Origin of the sequence: Caballeronia calidae (assembly GCF_900044055.2) — a bacterium.
Lineage (GTDB): Bacteria > Pseudomonadota > Gammaproteobacteria > Burkholderiales > Burkholderiaceae > Caballeronia > Caballeronia calidae.
Genome location: NZ_FCOX02000003.1, coordinates 19,306 through 38,565, shown reverse-complemented (window position 1 = coordinate 38,565; position 19,260 = coordinate 19,306). Strand labels below are relative to the sequence as shown.

The following is a 19,260-nucleotide window of genomic DNA, read 5'->3' as shown; positions in this document are numbered from 1 at the left end:
CCGATTTTAGCGCACGGTCATCGCGCGACGGGCGCAATCGGCGGTGCGCATGGCGAAACGCCATTGGCCCGCGTGCGAAACGAACGGCGGCGATTTCAGCGCTTCTTCTCGTCGCGATGCTCGCGCCGCCACGCTTCGTCGAGTTCCGCGAGACGCGCGAGCTTTTCGCCGATCTTGCCTTCGAGCCCGCGCGGTGTCGGCTGATACCAGTGCGGATCGCGCATGCCGTCGGGCAGATAGGTTTCGCCGGCCGCGTAGGCATCGGGCTCGTCGTGCGCGTAGCGGTATTCGTGGCCGTAGCCGAGTTCCTTCATCAGCTTGGTCGGCGCGTTGCGCAGATGTACCGGCACGCCGCGCGACTGATCTTTGCCGACGAAGCGCCGCGCCTCGTTGTACGCGTTGTAGCCGGCGTTCGATTTCGGCGCGACGGCCAGATAGATCAATGCCTGGCCGAGCGCCAGTTCGCCTTCCGGCGTGCCGAGCCGCTCGTAGGTTTCCGCTGCATCCAGCGCGATGCGCGCGGCGCGCGGATCGGCGAGACCGATATCCTCCCACGCCATGCGCACGATGCGCCGCGCCATATAACGCGGATCGGCGCCGCCGTCGAGCATGCGGCAGAACCAGTAGAGCGCCGCGTCGGGATTGCTGCCGCGCACCGATTTGTGCAGCGCGCTGATCTGGTCGTAGAACGCGTCGCCGCCCTTGTCGAAGCGCCGCAGATTCTCCGCGAGCGCGCTGCCGAGCAACGCGCCGTCGACGTCGGTCTGCTTTTGCTGCGCCGCCGCGCGCGCGACGATTTCGAGGTTGTTCAGCAGCTTGCGGCCATCGCCGTCGGCGGAGCCGATCAGCGCGTCGCGGGCTTCGTCGGTGAATGTCAGGCCGCCGAGTTCTTTGGTGGCGCGCTCGAGCAGCTCCTTCAGCTCGTCGGCGTCGAGGCTCTTCAGCACATACACCGCCGCACGCGACAACAACGCGCTGTTCACTTCGAACGACGGATTCTCCGTCGTCGCGCCGACGAATACGAACAGCCCCGATTCGACGTGCGGCAAGAACGCATCCTGCTGGCTCTTGTTGAAGCGATGCACCTCGTCGACGAACACGAGCGTCTGATGCCCGTTCGCGCGATGGATCTGCGCGGTCTCCACGGCCTCGCGGATATCCTTCACGCCGGACAGCACCGCCGAAAGCGAGATGAACTGCGCATGGAACGCATCGGCCATGAGGCGCGCGAGCGTGGTCTTGCCGACGCCGGGCGGGCCCCAGAGAATCATCGAATGCGCCTCGCCGGATTCGAACGCGACGCGCAGCGGCTTGGCTTGACCGAGCAGATGCTTCTGGCCGATCACGTCGTCGATGGTGCGAGGGCGCAGGCGCTCCGCGAGCGGAACGGTGCCACGGTTTTCTTCGAACATGTGCTTGTCGGGCGCAATGGATGCGCGAAGGCGCTCGATCGGATCGACGAGCGCGGTTGAGCCAAACGCGGCGATAATCTTGCCCTTTTGCAGCGCGCTCGTGCATCGGCCATTCGGCCAGGTTGTCGCGCGGGGCAATCGGACCGCAGAATCGGATAATTATGACAGCCGCGCGCGCGGACACGTTCGGCTCGACCAGACAATATAGGGACGCTATTCCATGCAGCAAGACACTCTCGGCGATATCGACAGCAGCGCCACGTACGCGCCGCTCACGCCCGTGCCGCCCGAGCGGCGCGCCTTCGGCACGAGCGACGCCTTCGCGCTGTGGTTCTCGCTCGGCATCGGCCTCCTGGTCGCGCAGGCGGGCGCGCTGCTCGTGCCGGGCCTATCGCTGCCGCATGCGCTCGCGGCGATCGTCATCGGCACGGTGATCGGCGTCGTGCTGCTCGCGCTCGCGGGCGTCGTCGGCACCGATACGGGGCTCGCGGCGATGTCGTCGCTGCGGCCGACGCTCGGCGTGCGCGGCGCGTCGGTGCCCGCGGTGCTCAATGCGATACAGCTCGTCGGCTGGGGCTCGTTCGAGATCATCGTGATGCGCGATTCCGCCGAAGCCCTCGCGAAGCAGTCGTTCCACTTCTCGATGCCGCTCGTCTGGACGCTCATCTTCGGCGCGCTCGCGACACTGCTCGCGGTGAGCGGCCCGCTCTCGTTCGTGCGGCGCTTCCTGCGGACCTGGGGCATCTGGCTGCTGCTCGGCGGCGCGGGCTGGCTCACGTGGAATCTGCTCGCCAAGCACGATCTCGCCGCGCTGATGGCGCGCGCCGGAACCGGCGAAATGGCGTTCGGCGCGGGCATCGATCTGGTCGTCGCGATGCCGCTGTCATGGCTGCCGCTGATCGCCGATTACACGCGCTTCGGCAAGAGTCCCGGCGGCGCGTTTCGCGGCACGCTCTTCGGCTACGGCATCGCGAATCTGTGGTTCTATGCGCTCGGCGCGATCTACGGACTCGCGGCAGGCGGCGGCGATGCGCTTCTCACCACCGCGTTCGCGCAGGCAGGCGGCGGCCTCGCGCTCTTTCTCATCCTGATCGACGAAACCGACAACGCCTTCGCCGATATCCACTCGGCGGCCGTATCAACGGGCACGTTCTGGGCGCGCGCCGGCGTGCCGATGCTCTCGTGCGCGTTCGGCGCGCTGTGCACGCTGGTCGCGCTCGTCGTGGAGATGGGCAAGTACCAGAACTTCCTGCTCCTGATCGGCTCGGTGTTCGCGCCGCTTTTCGGCGTCGTGCTCGCGGATCACTTCATCGTGAGAAAGCGCCGCATCGATACGGCCGCGCTCGGGTCTGTCGATGGCCGCTACGGCTATTCGGGCGGCTGGCACGTGAGCGCGTTCATCGCGTGGGGCATCGGGATTGCCGCGTATCACGCGATCAATCAATGGCTGCCGAATCTCGGCGCGACGCTGCCCGCGCTCGCGCTCGGCGCCGTGTGCTATCTGCTGCTCGTGTCGGGAAGGCGTCGCGCATACGCCTGATAGGCGTCTTCAAGAAGAAAAGCCGCCGAATGGCGGCTTTTCACTATCAGCGCACGCAACTACCGCGTTACTTCGACGCCCGATACTCCACGCCCGGCAGCACGCACAGCAGTTCGAACGCGAGATTCGCGCCGAGCAGCGCGGTCGTGCCGAACGGGTCGTACGGCGGTGCGACTTCCACCAGATCCGCACCGACGATATTCAGCCCGCGCGCGCCGCGCACGATTTCCAGCGCTTGCGGCACGGTGAGTCCCGCGATCTCCGGCGTCCCCGTGCCGGGCGCGAACGCCGGATCGATGCCGTCGATATCGAACGTGATGTAGACGGGGCCATCGCCCATTTGCGCGCGCACTTCGGCCATCAGCGGCGCGAGCGACTTGTTCCAGCATTCCTCCGTCTGCACGACGCGAAAGCCCTGCTCGCGGCACCAGTCGAAATCGCCGGCCTCGTAGCCCGTTCCGCGCAGGCCGATCTGCACGACGCGCGAGCAGTCGAGCAGACCTTCTTCCACCGCGCGCCGAAACGGCGTGCCGTGCGCGATCTTCTCGCCGAACATGGTGTCGTTGACGTCGGCGTGGGCATCGATATGGATCAGTCCGACCTTGCCGTGCTTCGCGTGGATCGCGCGCAGGATCGGCAGCGCGATGGTGTGATCGCCGCCGAGCGTGAGCGGCTTGCAGCCGTGCTTCAGGATCTCGCGATACGCGCGCTCGATGCGGTCGATCGAATCGAGCAGGTTGTACGGATTGATCGCGACATCGCCGATATCCGCGACGCGCAGCGAATCGAAGGGCGCGGCGCGCGTCGCCATGTTGTAGGGGCGCAGCAGCACGGACTCGCTACGCACCTGGCGCGGACCGAAGCGAGCGCCGGTGCGGTTAGACGTGCCGAGATCGAACGGCACGCCGACGAAGCATGCATCCAGCCCTTGCGCCGACTGGACGTGCGGCAGGCGCATCATCGTCGTGATGCCGCCGCAGCGCGGCATCTGGTTGCCTGAAAGCGGCTGCGGGCGCTCGGCGCGCTGTTCGAGGAAGTGCGAATCGAAGTGCTCGGCCGGCGCGAAAAGCGAGGATGTATTCATGGCGTCAGATGAATGCGAGTGGTCACCTGACAATTAATAGCCGCTTCCGGGCGAAGTTAAAATGGCGATGAAATTAACTTCACATCGATGTCCATCGATGTATCGGCGGCGGCGCCCATGTTCACTCATCTCTCCGATCTCGATCTGCGCCTGATCCGCGTGTTTCTCGCCATCGTCGATGCGGGCGGCGTCTCGTCGGCACAGGCGACGCTCAACGTCGGCCAGTCGACCATCAGCACGCAGCTCGCCACTCTAGAAACGCGGCTCGGCTACCGGCTGTGCGAGCGCGGGCGCGGCGGCTTCGCGCTGACCTCGCGCGGCGAGCAGTTCGTCGAGGCGTGCCGGACGCTGCTCGGAGCCATCGACACGTTCGACTCGACTGCGCGCAACGTCGGCAAGAAGCTCGTCGGCACGCTCACGCTCGGGATGATCGGCAATACGCCGGTCAGCGCGAACGCGCGCGTCAGCCAGGCGATCGCTCGCTTCCGGCAGCGCGACGAATCCGTGCGCTTCGCGGTGCTCGTGCGCTCGCCGGGCGAGCTCGAGGAAATGCTGCTGTCGGAGCGGATTCAGATGGCGATCGGCTACTTCTGGCATCGCGTGCCGTCGCTCGAATACACGGAGATTTTCGCGGAGGATCAACTGGCGTACTGCGGACGCGAGCATCCGTTGTTCGCGCGCGCGGGACGCGTCGGCGTCGCGCAGGCGTTCGAGCACGACTGGGCGTGGCGCAGCTATCCGCTGCCCGAAGCGGGCGAACTCACGCCGCGCAAGATCGGCGCGGTCGCGGACAACATGGAGGCCGTCGCGATGCTCGTGCTGTCGGGACGCCATCTCGGCTATCTGCCCGAGCATTTTGCCGCGCCCTACGTGAAGGAAGGTCTGCTCGCGCCGCTGAACCCGAAGTCGATGCGCTATCGCGTCGCGTTTCAGATGGTCACGCGCGCCGAGCGCGGGAATGTCGCGCGCGGTGCGAAGCACGAGATCGTGGAGGCATTCATCGCCGACATGCAAGCCGCCCACGCCTGATATTCACAGCAAGCGCATGTCGATTTAACTGCCACTAATCAAGTTAATTGACAGCAGAAATGCCCCCAGACCAATAACACCTATTTTTACAGTTTAACTATCAAATTCGTATTGCCCCACCAATACGAATTCTCCTAATATCTGTCGGCACACATCTCAAAAATAAGACCACCGACCTCCCCCGGACGGCCCGATGTGCGTTCCTGCCGTGCCGGATATGCAGCCGCGATAAAGCAGACGACCTTCTTTTCAATGGGGGAAAAGATGAACACAGCGAACCTGAGAGTTGCAGCACTGATTGGAAAAATCGCCGTGATGAGCGCGACCGCGTGTTTTTCGATCGCGGGCGAAGCAACCGCGGCGGCGGGCGGCACCGTCACGTTCATCGGCGCAATTCTGGCGCCGTCGTTTGCGATGTCCGTGGGGTCTGCTGCGCACGCGCAAGGCTCGACCGCGGCGCCGACCCAGATAACCGGCACGAGTGGCGGCACCACCTTTGTGAGCTTCCTGCCAATGCCGTACAGTCCGACCAATGCCGACGTGTCGCTGTCGGTGGTGGGCCAGGCGCGCACCGCGGACGCCCTGACCGCCAGCTTCACGGATCACAAGGGGCGTGTCGTGAAGCCCGGTCCGAGCGGCGCATATTTCGTGGGCGCGATGGGCGGCACGCTGTCGATGCGCACGAAGGACGATGCCCCGCCGTCCGGCACCGCGGTGACGCTCGTCACGAGCTATCGTTGACTGATGCAGGATCGCGCGGCCCGCTCGGAGCCGCGCAGCAGCGTCTTATCCGTTGATCACGTCCGCGCCCTTCGGCACGGTGAACTTGAACGTATCGCTCTTGATCGGCGGGTTCTTCTGGATGTTCGAGAACGTGAGCAGCGTGACGTTGCCGAAGACGTCGTGCAGCTCCATCGCCTGCAGGTTGCCGTCCTTGAAGCCGATGCCGACCGTCTCGAACTGCGTGTCCTTCGACTTCGGCGTGAGCTCGAGCCAGTCGATGCCGCCCTTCTCGCCCGCATCGCGCAGATTGAAGTTCTTTTCCAGATCGTTGCTGCCGAAGAGGATCGCCGCCGGGCTCGCGCCGAGCGCGCCGCCGAGCGTGCGCACGGTCACCTGGTTGAGATCCTTGTCATAGACGTAGAGTTTGTCGCCATCGGCCTGGAGGATCTGCGAGTACGGCTTCTGATACGACCAGATGAACTTGCCCGGCCGCGCAAACATGAACGTGCCGCTCGACGTGGCGCCCTTGGTCGGCACCGTGGTCGACGTCGCGCCGTTGTTCGCCTTGCCCGGCGCCTTGATCTCCTGCTGCGTGAAGTCGCCGCGCGCCGCGCGGACCTGCGACACGAACGCCTTCAACTGTTCCGTGCCGCTCGCGAATGCGTGCGATGCGAAGAGCATCGACGCCGAGAACATCGCCGCACCGATTGCCTTGATCGCCGTGCGCCCCGTGTATTGCTTCATCGTCTTGTTCTCCATGTAATGCCCGCCGCGCGTGATGAGACGCGTCATTCCGCGTCGCGCGCCGGCGTGAGGATCTCGCGGTTGCCGTTCGACGACATCGCCGAGACGAGCCCCGAGTTCTCCATCTGTTCGAGCAGGCGCGCCGCCCGGTTATAGCCGATGCGCAAATGCCGCTGCACGAGCGATATCGACGCGCGCCGGTTCTTGATGACGACCTCGACCGCCTGATCGTACAAAGGATCGGCTTCGCCATCGGCGCCGCCCGCTCCGCCCGCGCCCGCGGAACCTTCATCGCCGTCGCCCGCGAGACCGCCTTCGAGAATGCCCTCGATATAGTTCGGCTCGCCGTGCTCCTTCAGCTTGTCGACCACGCGATGCACTTCCTCGTCCGACACGAACGCGCCGTGCACGCGCACCGGCAGCCCCGTGCCCGGCGGCAGATACAGCATGTCGCCCATGCCGAGCAGCGACTCGGCGCCCTGCTGATCGAGAATCGTGCGCGAATCGATCTTCGACGACACCTGGAACGCCATACGCGTCGGCACATTCGCCTTGATGAGGCCGGTGATCACATCGACCGAAGGACGCTGCGTCGCGAGAATCAAATGGATGCCCGCCGCGCGCGCCTTCTGCGCGATCCGCGCGATCAGCTCTTCCACCTTCTTGCCGACGACCATCATCAGGTCGGCGAGCTCGTCGATCACGACGACGATGTTCGGCAGGCGCGTGAGCGGCTCGGGTTCGTCCGGCGTCAGGCTGAACGGGTTCGGAATCTTTTCGTCGCGCTTCTTCGCTTCGTCGATCTTCGTGTTGAAGCTCGCGAGATTGCGCACGCCCATCTTGCTCATGAGCTTGTAGCGGCGCTCCATCTCCGCGACCGCCCAGTTGAGCGCGTGGCCCGCCTGCCGCATGTCGGTGACGACCGGGCACAGCAGATGAGGAATGCCTTCGTAGACGCTCATTTCGAGCATCTTCGGATCGATGAGGATGAGGCGCACCTGTTCCGCGCTCGCCTTGTAGAGCAGCGAGAGGATCATCGCGTTGATGCCGACGGACTTGCCCGAGCCGGTCGTGCCCGCGACGAGCAGGTGCGGCATCTTCGCGAGATCGGCGCAGACCGGATTGCCGCCGATGTCCTTGCCGAGGCCCATCGTGAGCGGCGAGGCGCCGTTCGCGTAGACCTCGGAGCCGAGGATTTCAGAGAGCTTCACGGTCTGACGGCGCTGGTTCGGCAGTTCGAGCGCCATGAAGTTCTTGCCCGGAATCGTCTCGACGACGCGAATCGACACGAGCGACAGCGAGCGCGCGAGATCCTTCGCGAGACCGACGATCTGGCTGCCCTTCACACCCGTCGCGGGCTCGATTTCGTAGCGCGTGACGACCGGCCCCGGATAGGCCGCGACCACGCTCACCTCGACGCCGAAATCCTTCAGCTTCTTCTCGATGAGACGCGACGTGTATTCGAGCGTATCGGCGGCGATGGTTTCCTGCGTCTTCGGCGGCGCATCGAGCAGCGCGAGCGGCGGCAGCGTGGAATCGCCCGGCAGGTCCTTGAAGAGCGGCACCTGCTTTTCCTTCTCGGCGCGTTCGGAGCGCGCGGGCGTGGGCGCCGCGGGCACGATCATCACGGGCTCGTGATCCTCGCTCTTCTCGCGCGAGCGCACCACTTTGCCCTCGCGCTTGACCGCGGCCGCTTCGCCGAGCTTGCGGTCGCGCCCGGCTTCGCGGCGCAGTTGCGCGCCGGTGATCGCGTTGAGAATGCCGTCGCCGACCTTTTCGCACACGGACAGCCACGAGAAGCGGAAATAGATCGACAAGCCGATCGCGAGCGCGATCAACAGAAAGAGCGTGGCGCCCGTGAAGCCGAGCGCATGCGAGACATGCCGCGCGATCACGTCGCCGACCACGCCGCCGGGCGCGCGCGGCAACTGCACCTTGAGCGACCACATGCGCAGCGCCTCGATGCCGTCGCTCGCGAGCAGCACGAGCACGAAAGCGAACGCCTCGGCGAGCCAGGTGCGGTCCTTCGGCGCGTCTTCATCGGCGACGGGCGGCTGCGCGGTCTGCTGAACGAGCCGCCGATAGTTCGCGACGATGCGCCGCGCGAGGAGCACGATCAGCCAGTACGAGGACAGTCCGAAGATGAGCAGCAGGATGTCCGACGTGTATGCGCCGACACGCCCCGCCCAGTTCGCGATGTGATCGACGCTCACGGCGTGCGTCCAGCTCGGGTCCTTGCGGCTGTACGAGAGAAGCGCCATCACGAGGAACAGTCCGAGCGCGACCTGGAGAATCCAGCGAATCTCGGTGAAGAGCCGTGACATGCGGTGCGGCAATGCCTGCGGGCTCGCGGAATAGGTTGCTTTGGCCATTGATTCGGTGTCGCGTTGTGTCGCTTTTTGCGGCCTCGCGCCTATGCACAGGCCGCATGGAACGGTGGCCTATTGTAAACGCTGCATTGCGGTGAAAGGCGCAAAACCGGGCACGTACTTGCAACCTGTAACACTCGTCACGCGCCCGTCATGCGGCCGGCGCCGCGCCCGCCGCCTATCAATCCGATTGAAAGGTTCATTCGGAAGGCTTTTCCGGCGGCCTTTATAATCCCCCTTTTGCACCTAGATACGGTTCATCGGAAGCGCTCCGGCGCGTTCTCGCGGCTACGCGCCGCGCGGCTGGCGTCGATATTGCTGCCCGACAGTTATCGACGGAGCGCCGTAAAACGCACAACCGGCGCACTTCCGAGCCGACCATTAATAACGGACCATCATCATGTCTTCGCCCAAACACGCCAAAGTGCTGATTCTCGGTTCCGGCCCCGCCGGCTACTCCGCCGCCGTCTACGCCGCGCGCGCGAACCTGTCGCCGCTGCTCATCACCGGCCTCGCGCAAGGCGGCCAGCTGATGACCACCACGGACGTCGAGAACTGGCCGGCGGACCCGTCGGGCGTGCAAGGGCCCGAACTGATGCAGCGTTTCGAGGAACACGCGCGCCGCTTCAACACCGAGATCGTGTTCGATCACATCCACACCGCGAAGCTCAACGAGCGTCCGTTGCGCCTGATCGGCGATTCGGGCGAGTACACCTGCGATTCGCTCATCATCGCGACGGGCGCATCGGCGCAATATCTCGGCGTGCCGTCGGAAGAGGCGTTCATGGGCAAGGGCGTGTCGGCCTGCGCGACCTGCGACGGCTTCTTCTATCGCAACGGTGAAGTCGCGGTGATCGGCGGCGGCAACACGGCCGTCGAGGAAGCCATCTACCTCGCGGGCATCGCGAAGAAAGTGACGGTCGTGCATCGCCGCGACAAGTTCCGCGCCGAGCCGATCCTGATCGACCGCCTGCTCGCGAAAGAGCAGGAAGGCGTCGTCGACATCAAGTGGAACCACGTGCTCGACGAAGTCACCGGCGACCAGTCCGGCGTCACCGGCCTGCGCATCAAGGACACGCAATCGGGCAAGACCACGGACATCGCGCTGCAGGGCGTGTTCGTCGCGATCGGCCACAAGCCGAACACCGATCTCTTCGTCAACCAGCTCGAGATGAAGAACGGCTACATCATCACGAAGGGCGGCACCACCGGCGACGCGACCGCGACGAGCATCCCCGGCGTGTTCGCGGCGGGCGACGTGCAGGATCACGTCTATCGCCAGGCCATCACGAGCGCGGGCACCGGCTGCATGGCCGCGCTCGACGCGCAACGCTATCTCGAGACCATCAACGAGACGCCGACGCCGCATTCGATGAGCCACGAAGCGGATCGCTGATCGACCCGCGCGGGCGCGAGACGGCGCGTCCGCACGAACGACGGGCCACGGTTCGCACCGCCGGCCCGTTTTTGTTTCGACGCGCGCGGGCCGTAGCCGCGGGCCATCGTTTCATGCGCCGGCATCCGGCACGCGGCGCGCGCGTGGCACAATCGGCGCGCAATGCGTCGTGTCCGCTCACGTTCCTTGACGATTTTCGCTGGCCGAACGATGCCGAAGAATCTCCCTCACCCGAACGAACCGAAAGCCCGGCAGAAGGTCGCGCCGCGCCCGGCCGCGCCCGCTGAAGCGAAGCCGCTCGATGCGCGCGATGTTGCCGCCGCCGTGAAACGCGAAGGCTTCGGCGGACTTTCGTCGCTGAAGAGCGCGCTCAAGGCCGACGCCGCGAAACGCGAAGTGCAGCGCGTCGCGGCGGCGCGCGCCGAGCGCGAAGCCGTCGCCGATGCCGACGAGTTCCGCCGCGCGATCGGCGAAGTCGAGCCGCTCAAGACGCCGCCGCGCACGACCGTCACGCGCGTGCCGCCCCCGCCCGTGCCGCTGCAGAGCCAGCGCGACGAGGAAGCCGTGCTGCAGGAAGCGCTTTCCGACGAATACGACCCGGAAAGCCTGCTCGACATCGACGAAACGCTGTCCTTCTACCGTCCCGGCATCAGCCAGGAAGTCGTGAGGAAGCTGCGGCGCGGCGCGTGGATCGTTCAGGCGCAGCTCGATCTGCACGGCATGCGCCGCGAGGAAGCGCGCGAAGCGCTCGCGGCGTTCATCCGTGAGTCGGTGAAGCGCGGCTTGCGCTGCCTGCGCGTGATCCACGGCAAGGGGCTCGGGTCCATCGGCAAGGAGCCGGTGCTGAAGGGCAAGGTGCGCGCATGGCTCGTGCAGAAGTCGGAAGTGATCGCGTTCTGTCAGGCGCGCCCGCACGACGGCGGCGCGGGCGCCGTGCTCGTGCTGCTGCAGCCGGGCGGCGCGCCGCGTCATCACAATCATCCGCAGGACAAGAGCCTCGGGAAACACCCTCACCCCGGGCCGGACAGTGCATCCTAGACTCAGCCTCGCCATCGCCGTCATGGAGGCGCTCGCGATTTTCGCGTACGCCTTCTCGGGACTCATCGAGGCGCGCAAGCGCCGGCTCGACGCGGTCGGCGCCTTTCTCGTCGCGCTCGTCACGGCGTTCGGCGGCGGCACCGTGCGCGACGTGCTGCTCTCGCGCCGCCCGTTCTACTGGGTCGAGCATCAGGATTACGTGCTCTTCATCTTCGCGATGGCCATCTTCGCGCCGCTCTTTCTCCGCGTGACATCGCGCCTCTTCGACCAGCGTGCGCTGCTCGTCACCGATGCGGTCGGGCTCGGCCTCTTCAGCGTGTCGGGCACCTCGATCGCGCTCGACGCGCAAATGCCCGCCTTCACCGCGACGATGATGGGCGTCGTCACCGGCGTGTTCGGCGGCGTGCTGCGCGACGTGCTGTGCAACGAAATCCCGCTGATCCTGCGCGACTCGCGCCCTTACGCCGTGTGCGCGTTCGCGGGCTGCTGGATCTATCTCGGGCTGGACCGGCTCGACGTCGACACGATCTACAACGTGCTCATTTCGACGGCGTTCATCCTGCTCGCGCGGCTCGTCACCTTCAAGTTCGATATCCGGCTGCCGCACTAGCGCCAGCCGGCCCGATGCGCGAAACAGGCGGGAAAACCCGTCCTTTTGCTACAATCCCGTAGTTTTCTAGCCCCGCATCCGGCCGCGATGCACGCCTGCCTCCGGTCGCCATTACGCACACAGAACATGAACATCGAGCAAGCGCGTTTCAACATGATCGAGCAACAGATTCGTCCGTGGGAAGTGCTGGACCAGGACGTGCTGAATCTGCTCACGATCGTCAAGCGCGAGAACTTCGTTCCCGCCGCGTACCGCAACATCGCTTTCGCGGACCTCGAAATTCCGCTGTCCGGCGGCGAGCGCATGCTCGCGCCCAGGGTCGAAGCGCGCATCCTGCAGGAACTCGCGGTTCACAAGGGCGAAACCGTGCTGGAAATCGGCACGGGCTCCGGCTATATGGCGGCGCTGCTCGCGCATCGCGGCCGCAGCGTGACCACGGTCGAAATCTCGCCGGAACTCGCCGATTTCGCGAAGCAGAACCTGACTGCAAACGGCGTGGCGAACGTCGAGGTCATCACCGGCGACGGCGCGCTCGGCTGGAATCAGGGCGCGCCTTACGACGTGATCTGCGTGTCGGGCGGCCTGCCGGTCATGCCGCAGGAGTTTCTCGAGCAACTGAAGATCGGCGGGCGCATTGCGGCGTTCGTCGGCTCGGCGCCCGTCATGAAGGCGCAGATCATCACGCGCGTCGATGAAAAGCAGTTCCGCGTGTCGGACGTGTTCGAGACGCTCGTCGCGCCGCTCACGAACGCGGTGCATCCGTCGCTGTTCAAGTTCTAACAGCCGAAAGCGCGCTGCCTGCCCGTCCGGCAGCGCGCATCCTGCAGGAATCTCCATGCAAAACCTCACCGCACCCGAACTCGCCGCGTGGCTCGCGGATACCTCGCGCCCCGCTCCCGTTCTGCTCGACGTGCGCGAGCCGTGGGAAATCCAGACGGCGCAGATGGCCAACATCGTGACGATTCCGATGCGCGACATCCCCGCGCGCAGCGAGGAGCTCGACGACGAAGCGCAGATCGTCTGCATCTGCCATCACGGCGCGCGCAGTGCGCAGGTCGCGATGTTCCTGGAATCGCGCGGCTTCACGCAGATGTTCAATCTCTACGGCGGCATCGATGCGTGGTCGCGTCAGGTCGATCCGTCGGTTCCCACGTACTGATTTCTTCCGGACGGCGCGCCCATCCCTCTCTCATCCCGCGCTCGACCACAGCGCCGTGCCGTGCGGCGAATAGATGACGAGATGCCCGTCCTTCTGGATCAGCGCATAGGAGCCGGGAACCGAGGTATGCGTCTGCCAGACCATCGCGCCGTTGCTGTCGAACATCGCGAGGTTGCCGTCCTCCTGCATGCGGACTTCGACGCCCGGCGTGCCGCTCACACGCGATGACCAGATCGCCTGGCCGTTCAGCACCGCCACCAGATAGCCGTCGTCCCGCATACTCAGCGCCACGTTCCCGCTGCACGCCGCGAGCGATTGCCCGGCCCCGAGCCCTTCTCCCGACGTGAGCCGGCCGCACGCGCTCGGCGCGTCGATCGGCGGCAGCGCGGCGAACCAGTTCAGATCGACCGCATTGGCGATCGCCTGCATGCCCGCGTCGTTCGGATGCAGATCGTCGCCGCTGTTGTAGGAAGGCGCATAGGCGGACGCGCGATCCGCGCCTGCCGGATCGCCCAGCACCGCGGCCAGATCGAGTACGGCATCGCAGCCGCTGGTTCGGCCGCGCAGAAACGCATTCACCGTCTGCCGCGTGCTCTCGATGTCGGGCGTCCATTCGGCCACGCCTTCGAACGGCGTCAGGGTCGAGCAGATCGCGCCCACATGCGCGTCGTTCGCCTGCTTCACCAGTTGCTGATACGCGTCGATGAGTCGCTGCGCGGTCGGCGGATCGCCGCCGATGAGATTGTTCACGGCGTCGTCGGAAATGATCACCCACTTCACGTTTGCCTGCCCGAGTACATCGCGGCCGAAGCGCGTGAGCCCGGCCTGGCCCGAGCCGTCCGTGAAGAAGTCATTCCCGCTGATGCCCTGATTCAGCACGCCGACGTTCATGCCCGCGCGGATCAGCCGGTCCGCCAGCCGGTTCGGCCAGCGCCGGTTCATGTTCGGCGTGGATTCCATCCCGTCCGTGATCGATGCGCCGAACGCGACCACCGCGCCCGTCGCGGCGGCGTTCATCACGTCGACATTGGTGAGGAAATAGTACGACTGGCCGCCCGCCGCATTCGCGACGCCGCCGGAAAACGTCGAATCGGCGCTCGCGTTGCCCGGCGCGATGTAGACGTCCTGCATGGCGTCGATATGGCCGGTCGAGCGCGGCGGCGTCTGCGACGGTATGTGTATGCTCACGGCGATGTCGGCGAGCGCCGGCACCTGGAACGCGACGGCGTCGCTCTGCACCGAGCCGCCCGCGGGAATCGTCACGTAAGTCTGGCCGTTGAAGGTCACCTGGCGATCGGTGTTCGCGATCGTGCGCGCGCCGCGCGAATGGCGCGCGATATGAACGTCGCCGATGGTGATGGGCTTCTCGCCGAAGAGATTCGAGAACTTGAGACGCGCCGCCGTGCCGCCGATGCTCGTATGCACGATCTGGCGAATCGTCTGATTGTTGAAGCCGGAATCGGGGGTGATGGCGGGTGCGGTGGACCAGCTTCCGGTCCACGGCGCCGTCGTGACGATGCCCTGCGCGAAATAGTGCGACGTGTCGGGCCATGACAGGACGACGACGAGCGCGAGCCCGATGAACGTGTGCAGCCCTCGTTTCACTCCGCCTCCCTGTTCCGATGGCAACGACGCATTGAACGCACGTCGCCATCATCCAATTGGTAGAACAAAACTAGACCATGTTGCCCGTACGGTAGCCGTGCGATGCCGTACAGACAACGCGAAAAGCGCCGTACGCATCGGGTGCCATGCAAAAGGGCCGCTCGACGCGGCCCTTTCCCCAAGCAAGCGCAGTGCCGCCGGATTACACGACGTTCATCGCCAGCGCGCTTGCGCGGTAATGCTCCGCCGCCTTCTCCGTGTCGCCCAGTTGCTCGTGCAAACGGGCGAGCGCGCGATGCGTGCGGATCTTGAGCGGCTCGTTGTCCGCGAGTTTCAGCGCCGATTCGAGGAACGCCTGCGCCTTGCCCCACAACTGCTGATGCAGGCACAGCCGGCCGAGCGTGAACAGCAGGTCGGCGTCTTCGGTGCGCTCCTTCTGCCACGCTTCGGCGCGCTGGATCAGCGGGAACGCGTCGCCGCCGACGACGCAATCCGGATAGCGCCGCAAGAGCCGCGCGTCCCAGTTATGCGCGAGCGCGTCCTCGACGATCTTCTTCGCCTCCGCGCGGCGCTCGAGCGTGATCAGCAGTTCGGCGGCGAGATCGGCGAGGCGCGGCGACTGACGCTCCGTCGCCGACAGCGATTGCCACAGTTCCATCAGCGCGTCCGGATTGTGCCGGCGATCGCGCAGCAGGTTTTCCGCCGCAACCTGACGCAGACGCACCGCGACCGCCGGATGCAGCGCTTCGCGCTTTTCCAGCATCCGCACGAGCTTCAGCACCTCGCTCCAGTTCTTCAACTGCTGCTGCGCGCGCAGCGCGATCTGCTGCGCGTGGATGCGCCGTCCGCCCTGGGCCTGCATCTCGGTGAGCGCGACGAGCGCGCCGTCGGCGTCGCGGCCATCGGCGCGCATGTCGGCGGTGGCCATCAGACGCGCATCCTGCCAGTCCGCGCCGCTGACCTGCGCGAGCCATTCGTCGCGGCGCGCGTATTCATGCAGACGATGCGCCGCGTTCGCGCCGATGAGCCCGGCCGCACCCTTGTTGTCATCGACGGAAAGCGCATCGCGCGCGGCTTTCTCGGCCTTCGAGAAGCGCCCGGCGTACAGATGCCCGACCGCATCGCGCAGCGAGGCATTCGCCTTCGCGAGCCGGCTGCGCACCCGATACGCGGCCACGCGCGACGGCATCTTCCAGACGCCGCGTACCGCGCGGATGATCGCGTACAGCACGATGAACAGCACGACGAGCGCCACCGCGAACAGATTGAGCGACATGTCCACGCGATACGGCGGGATCACGAGCAGGATCTGTCCGTTGTTGAAGCCGCCGACGGTCGCGACGATCACCGCGACGGCGAACAGCAGCGCGAGCCAGATGAGTCCACGAATCGTCATCATCCGCCTCGCTTGAACTGATGGACGGCGGCGAGGCTCGCGTTCAGGTTCGGCACGGCGACGGCGAGCGACGCCTGATCGACCTGCTTCACGAGCTCACGCACGGCCTGAACCTTTTTCGACGACGCATCGAAGTAGCGCGCGAGCGCGGCGTCGGCGGCGTGCAGGTCCGCCTTGAGCGTCGTCTCGCTGCGCGACAGCAGCGACAGACGCGCGGACAACAGACGCAGCTTCACGTTCTCGCGCACGAAGTAGCCCTGATCGGGCGATGCGAGCATCGCGTCGGCATTGTCGATGCGCCGCACCGACACGAGACTCGACAACTGCTGGCCGATGCCGTTCGTGATCTGATGCCACAGCACCTTCCAGCGCGGCTCGCCGGTCGCCGCCGCGATCGACGCGCTATTCGCCGGCTCGGCCGCCTGCGCGCGGGCACGGGCGATCGGCGCCTCGCCCGACAGCGGCAACTGGTCGACCTGATCGATGGCCGTGTCGAGCTTGATCGCGAGGCCGGTGAGATCGGTCGTGGGCGTGGCCTTCAGCTTGTCGATGTCCTGCGCGATCGCCTTGCGGATCGCCACCACTTGAGGGCCGGTAGTCGCGGCAAGGCGCGTATCGGCGCTTTGCAGCGCGAAGAGCGCGAGCGGCACGTTGCCGGTCAGTTGCAACTGCTGGCTCGCGCTCGACAGAATCTGCTCGACTTCGGCGACGGTCCAGTCGTCGCGGTTGCTCGCGAGATCCTGATATTGCTGTTGCAGCGCCTGGCTGTGCGCTTCGGCGTCGGCGAGCTTGCCCTGCAACTGGATGATCTGCGTGTTGAGCGCCGTGGTGGCGCTCGCGGCCTGATCGGCCTTCGCGCGAAGATCGGCGTTCTGCTCGTCGGACTGGGCGACGCGTTGCGAGAGCTGCGCGTCGGCGCGGTCGAACTTGCGGTTCAGGACGAAGGCGCCCGCGCCCGCCGCCACCGCCAGAATGACGACGACGAACCACAACACCACGATGCCCGCGCCGCCGCGGCGCTTCTGCTGCTCGTAAGGCGTGAAGGGCGTGTTCGGCGGCAAGGGCGGTGTCACGTTCGGCTGAGGTGAAGCTTTCTTGGAATCGTTCGAGTCAGTCATGCGTGATTGAGCCGTTTGGTGGGCCGGCGCGGTGGCCGGGTTGGCGTCCGTCGGCGCGGATGAGGAATGGATCGAGCTCGATGCGCTCGCTTGTGCGTGGGCCTCCGGATCGCGTGATGTCGCCGCATGCGCGGACGCGGCGGCGGTAGCGGGCGGGAACAGCGCCTCCAGCGAGTGTGCGATGCGTTCGTCGCCCGCGCCGGACACCGTAATCCTATCAAAACCCGCCCCGCGCGCGGCTTCGGCGATGCGCGGGTGCGGGCACACGATCGGCGCGCGCTTCAGGCGCACGATTTCGTCGGCGGTGAGATGCTCGTGCGCGAGCTCGGCGAGATTGCGCACGCCTTCGGAGCTCGTCAGCAGCCACGCATGCGGCTCGCCTGCCAGCAGTTCGTGGATGCGCTCCCATTTCTGCATCGACGGCTCGGGCAGCACGCGACGATAGGCGGCGGCTTTTTCGACCTGCGCGCCCGCCTCGATGAGCCGCTCGGCGAGCCACTCGCGGCCGCCGTCGCCGCGCACGATCAGCACGCGCTTGCCTTCCAGACCGTTCGTGCCGAAATGCGCTTCGATCGCGGCGTAGAGCGCTTCGGAATCGAAGCGCGGATCGGCTTCTTCCGTCGACGGACTGATCACGCGATGCGACGGCGCGTGCACGCCCTGTCGCGCGAGCGCCGCGACCGAGCCGGGACCGACGACCGCGACCGGCAGATCCGCGGGCCACGGCGCGCCGAGCCGGCTGAACGCATGGTCGATCGCATTCGGCGACACGAATACGACGAGCGCGTAGCGCGCCGCGGCATCCGGCGGCAGATAGAGTTCGTCGAGCGCGGCGCGCAGCGGGGCATCGTCGGCGACGGGCGCGATATCGATGAGCGGGAATTCCAGCGTATCGAAGCCGGCGCCGGTAAGCAGCGCGAGCAACGCGGACGACTGTCCGTCCGGACGCGTGACGATGACGGTGGCGCGGCGTGCGCTCGCCATCAGGACTTCGGCCCCGAGGGCGCGGTGTTGGGGCCGTCCGCGCGGCTCATCGTCGTGAGTGCGTCGACGATGTCCATGGCGCCTTGCGCTGCGAGATCGGCGGAGACGCGCTGGCCGAGCGCGAGCGCGGCGGCGAGATCGGGCGAACGCACGGTTTCTTCGGCGCGCAGCACGCGTTTGCCGTCGGGCATCGACACCGCGCCGCGCAGATGCAGGGCGCCCTCGCGCCATACGGCATGCGCCGCGAGCGGCACTTCGCAACTGCCGCCGAGCGCGCGCGACACCGCGCGTTCCGCTTCGACCGCGAGCGCGGTTCGTTCATCGTGCAAGGGCGCGAGCCACGCGGCCATATCGGCGCGATCGGCGCGAATCTCGATGCCGAGCGCGCCCTGCCCCGCCGCCGGCAAACTCTCCGATGGATCGAGCAGCGCACGGATGCGCGCTTCCAGCCCGAGCCGCTTCAGGCCCGCCGCCGCGAGAATGATGGCCGCGTACTCGCCGCGGTCGAGCTTGCCGAGACGCGTGTCGAGATTGCCGCGCAACGGACGCACTTCGAGATGAGGAAAGCGCGCGCGGATCATCGCTTCGCGGCGCAGGCTCGACGTGCCGACGATGCTCCCCGCCGGCAGCGCGTCGAGCGATTCGAAATGCGGCGACACGAAGGCATCGCGCGGGTCTTCACGTTCGAGAATGGCGCCGAGCGCGAAGCCTTCGGGCAGTTCCATCGGGACGTCCTTGAGCGAATGCACGGCGAGATCGGCGCGGCCATCGGCGAGCGCGGCTTCGAGCTCCTTCACGAACAAACCCTTGCCGCCGACCTTCGACAGCGTACGATCGAGAATCTGATCGCCGCGCGTCGTCATTCCGAGGATTTTCACGTCGCAAGATGGATATAATTTGTGCAGCGCACACCGCACGTGCTCGGCTTGCCACATCGCCAGCCGGCTTTCCCGCGAAGCGATGGTTATGCTCGTGGGCGGTGTCGTGGAATGCGTCTCGGAATTCATTGATGCTCGATCGAATGACGGGATGGATGAATAGACATTAGCGAAC

General features: G+C 66.2%; 16 protein-coding genes. 8 read left to right on the top strand and 8 right to left on the bottom strand.

Annotation, left to right across the window (positions count from 1 at the left end; genetic code table 11):
- Nucleotides 1–95: 95 nt before the first annotated feature.
- Nucleotides 96–1,412 carry a replication-associated recombination protein A gene (locus AWB78_RS03995; protein ID WP_062602948.1) on the bottom strand — a complete coding sequence of 439 codons (1,317 nt, stop codon included), beginning with the start codon at nt 1,410–1,412 and terminating at the stop codon, nt 96–98.
- 220 nt (nt 1,413–1,632) lie between these two features.
- On the opposite strand from AWB78_RS03995, the gene cytX reads away from it, so the two are divergent.
- Nucleotides 1,633–2,952 carry a putative hydroxymethylpyrimidine transporter CytX gene (cytX, locus tag AWB78_RS03990; protein WP_062602496.1) on the top strand — a complete coding sequence of 440 codons (1,320 nt, stop codon included), beginning with the start codon at nt 1,633–1,635 and terminating at the stop codon, nt 2,950–2,952.
- 67 nt (nt 2,953–3,019) lie between these two features.
- Here the strand turns inward: cytX and speB are convergent, their stop codons facing one another.
- Nucleotides 3,020–4,036: an agmatinase gene (gene speB / locus AWB78_RS03985; protein ID WP_062602494.1), complete on the bottom strand. Its 1,017-nt coding sequence runs from the start codon at nt 4,034–4,036 to the stop codon at nt 3,020–3,022.
- 117 nt (nt 4,037–4,153) lie between these two features.
- Here speB and AWB78_RS03980 point away from each other — a divergent pair, with 117 nt between their 5' ends.
- Nucleotides 4,154–5,065 (top strand): LysR family transcriptional regulator, encoded by a 912-nt coding sequence (locus AWB78_RS03980; RefSeq protein ID WP_062602946.1) that lies wholly within the window; start codon nt 4,154–4,156, stop codon nt 5,063–5,065.
- 264 nt (nt 5,066–5,329) lie between these two features.
- On the top strand, nt 5,330–5,806 hold the full coding sequence (locus AWB78_RS03975) for a hypothetical protein (RefSeq protein WP_063958935.1): 477 nt from the start codon (nt 5,330–5,332) through the stop codon (nt 5,804–5,806).
- 45 nt (nt 5,807–5,851) lie between these two features.
- Here AWB78_RS03975 and lolA read toward each other — a convergent pair whose 3' ends face one another.
- Nucleotides 5,852–6,532 carry an outer membrane lipoprotein chaperone LolA gene (lolA, locus tag AWB78_RS03970; RefSeq protein WP_062602944.1) on the bottom strand — a complete coding sequence of 227 codons (681 nt, stop codon included), beginning with the start codon at nt 6,530–6,532 and terminating at the stop codon, nt 5,852–5,854.
- Between the two features lie 44 nt (nt 6,533–6,576).
- A complete protein-coding gene (locus AWB78_RS03965) occupies nt 6,577–8,904 on the bottom strand; it encodes a DNA translocase FtsK (protein WP_062602486.1) in 2,328 nt (775 codons plus the stop codon).
- A gap of 397 nt (nt 8,905–9,301) precedes the next feature.
- On the opposite strand from AWB78_RS03965, the gene trxB reads away from it, so the two are divergent.
- The 5 genes from trxB (at nt 9,302) to AWB78_RS03940 (ending at nt 13,104) form a co-directional block, all read left to right on the top strand.
- Entirely contained in the window at nt 9,302–10,297 is a 996-nt protein-coding gene (gene trxB, locus AWB78_RS03960; protein ID WP_062602484.1) for a thioredoxin-disulfide reductase, read from the top strand.
- A gap of 210 nt (nt 10,298–10,507) precedes the next feature.
- The gene (locus AWB78_RS03955; protein WP_062602482.1) at nt 10,508–11,335 is read left to right on the top strand and encodes a Smr/MutS family protein; all 828 of its coding nucleotides are present in this window, start codon (nt 10,508–10,510) and stop codon (nt 11,333–11,335) included.
- 22 nt (nt 11,336–11,357) lie between these two features.
- A complete protein-coding gene (locus AWB78_RS03950; RefSeq protein ID WP_198399211.1) occupies nt 11,358–11,945 on the top strand; it encodes a trimeric intracellular cation channel family protein in 588 nt (195 codons plus the stop codon).
- A gap of 126 nt (nt 11,946–12,071) precedes the next feature.
- On the top strand, nt 12,072–12,725 hold the full coding sequence (locus AWB78_RS03945) for a protein-L-isoaspartate O-methyltransferase family protein (protein WP_062602478.1): 654 nt from the start codon (nt 12,072–12,074) through the stop codon (nt 12,723–12,725).
- A 55-nt stretch (nt 12,726–12,780) separates the two neighbouring features.
- A complete protein-coding gene (locus tag AWB78_RS03940) occupies nt 12,781–13,104 on the top strand; it encodes a rhodanese-like domain-containing protein (protein ID WP_062602477.1) in 324 nt (107 codons plus the stop codon).
- A 30-nt stretch (nt 13,105–13,134) separates the two neighbouring features.
- On the opposite strand, the gene AWB78_RS03935 is transcribed toward AWB78_RS03940, so the two are convergent.
- From AWB78_RS03935 to hemC, 4 genes are all read right to left on the bottom strand, one after another.
- Nucleotides 13,135–14,709, bottom strand: a complete 1,575-nt coding sequence (locus tag AWB78_RS03935) for a GDSL-type esterase/lipase family protein (RefSeq protein ID WP_062602470.1) — start codon at nt 14,707–14,709, stop codon at nt 13,135–13,137.
- 202 nt (nt 14,710–14,911) lie between these two features.
- Entirely contained in the window at nt 14,912–16,105 is a 1,194-nt protein-coding gene (locus AWB78_RS03930; protein ID WP_062602466.1) for a heme biosynthesis protein HemY, read from the bottom strand.
- Nucleotides 16,105–18,207: a fused uroporphyrinogen-III synthase HemD/membrane protein HemX gene (hemDX, locus tag AWB78_RS03925; protein WP_062602464.1), complete on the bottom strand. Its 2,103-nt coding sequence runs from the start codon at nt 18,205–18,207 to the stop codon at nt 16,105–16,107. The genes AWB78_RS03930 and hemDX overlap by 1 nt, the downstream gene beginning before the upstream one ends.
- Complete coding sequence (gene hemC / locus AWB78_RS03920) at nt 18,207–19,214, bottom strand: hydroxymethylbilane synthase (RefSeq protein ID WP_062602463.1); 1,008 nt, start codon at nt 19,212–19,214, stop codon at nt 18,207–18,209. Before hemC ends, hemDX begins: the two co-directional genes overlap by 1 nt.
- Nucleotides 19,215–19,260 lie beyond the last annotated feature (46 nt).